The sequence below is a fragment of the Nonomuraea sp. NPDC003201 genome (assembly GCF_053590415.1).
Map to the genome: position 1 here is coordinate 1 of NZ_JBSFTC010000694.1, position 1,890 is coordinate 1,890.

General features: G+C 71.2%; 2 protein-coding genes. Both read right to left on the minus strand.

Annotated elements, in window-relative coordinates; genetic code table 11:
* Positions 1–45: 45 nt before the first annotated feature.
* Positions 46–552, minus strand: coding sequence for a hypothetical protein (locus ACWDX9_RS62830; RefSeq protein WP_449973376.1), 507 nt, complete (start codon positions 550–552; stop codon positions 46–48).
* Positions 549–1,601: a hypothetical protein gene (locus ACWDX9_RS62835; protein WP_350726346.1), complete on the minus strand. Its 1,053-nt coding sequence runs from the start codon at positions 1,599–1,601 to the stop codon at positions 549–551. Before ACWDX9_RS62835 ends, ACWDX9_RS62830 begins: the two co-directional genes overlap by 4 nt.
* Positions 1,602–1,890: the final 289 nt, after the last annotated feature.

Genomic DNA, 1,890 nt, shown 5'->3' on the forward strand with positions numbered 1-1,890 from the left:
CACCAGGTGCGCCCCTCCGCCCAGCCGGCCGAGCGACAGGTCGCGTCAGCCGGCCCGGCCCCGCCCCAGCGCGATCGTGGCCGCCTCGCCGCCCTCCGGCACGACGCTGCTGTGGAAGCGGTCGGCGGCCAGCGTGTACGTGTCGCCGGGGCCGAACACCTCCACCAGGCCCGTCGCGTGCCGCACGGTGCGCCCCGTGGGCGAGATGCGGTCGCCGTCGGCCCCGCTGACCACCTCGAAGACCCGGTGCGTGGCGTCCCGGCCGGCGTCGGTGACCACCGCGTGCACGTTGCGCACCTGGCCGTAGAGGACGTGGCTGACCAGATCCCAGCTGTGGCAGTGGATCTGCGAGGTGGTGCTCTCGGCGTGCGCGAACGAGTCGGACCACAGGTGGAGGCACACCCCTTCGCCGCCGTCGCGCTCCAGCGGCAGGCACACGAACCCGAGCGGGTGACGCACCGCCGTCAGGCCGCCGGACGAGAGCGTCTCCAGCGCCCAGGCCCTGGCCGCGCCCCCGATGACCCGCTGGTGGACGCCGTGATGGCTCATCATGCACCAGCTCGATCATGCGGCTCACCGTAGGGGTCCATCGCCCGCAACGCCTTGCGGGCGATGTCGACGACGTCACGGCCGTTGTACGCCTTGGGCAGCGGGATCCCGACGCGTTCGAACAGCTCCTGAACCTCCTCGATGGTGGGCTCGTCGCTTAACGGCACCTTCTTGTACATCTCCAGCGGCACCCGCCGCGCCTGCTCGAAGCTGAGCCGCAGCTCGGTGTCGCAGTTCTCGTAGTAGAACGTGCCGGCCAGCGCGGTCATCGCCTTGTTGGGGTCCTCGACCGTCATGATCAGGCGGGTGGCCGACACGTCCCAGCGGAACGTGGTCATCGTCGAGGACAGGCCCACCGCGATGTCGAGCAGGCCGTAGCGCTGGCGGTGCCAGAAGGCGGCCAGGATCGTCGCGTACGACTCCTTCCTGGCCCGGTCGGTCGTCCACGTCTCGCCGGTGCCGTCGGGGGCGTCCGACAGCGAGCGGCGGTAGTGGGCGTACGTCTCGCACACCTCCAGGTTGGACGGGTCGATCACCTCGACCCTGACCGTGAGGTGGCGCTTGTCCCTGCGGGCCGCCGCGACGCACTCGGGCAGGGTGACCGCGCGCAGGTAGGTGCCGGTGCCGCCCTTGAAGCTCCACCGGTGGGTGTCCTTGCGCGCCTCCGCGTGCGACTGGGCGATCTCCTGGCTGCTGCCCAGCACCCGTACGAGCTGGAGCGCGTCGAGGGCCTTGCGGGTGCTGCCGACCAGCGACTCGATCTCCTGCAGGCGGGCCAGGCGCGCGGGCAGCTCGGCCAGCGCGCCCGAGGTGATCGTCTCCTCGACCGGGGCCTGGCGCGCGCGGTCGCGCAGCAGCGCGGTGGCCACCAGCGCCATGATGACCAGGGTCGCGGCGTTGACCAGCTGGGACTGCACCTCGTCGGGCACGATCTCGTTGGGCATGACGCCCACGACGCCGATCACGATCGCGAGCACCAGCGCGATGGCCCCGTCGGCGTTCTGCGCAGCCCATGGGGCGACCTGCTTCACCGCCGCCACGAACCGTGTCATCGCTCGCCCCGCCGTTCGACGATCATTCAGTCCCCGAGGTCATGGTAACGACCGCGCCAAGCGACCACCAGTACACCCAGAGCCAGGGAGCTTTATTGCCTCGAACCCGAACGGCTCCCGTGGGTAGCATCGGCTCGCATGATCATGGATCCCGAGGTGCTCGGCTACTACGAGCAGGGCGGCGAGCTGACCAGGCTGCGGCGGGGGCGCAACCGGCTGGAGTACTGGCGCACGCGTGACGTGCTGCGCCGCGTCCTGCCGCCGGCGCCCGCGCGGGTGCTCGACGTGG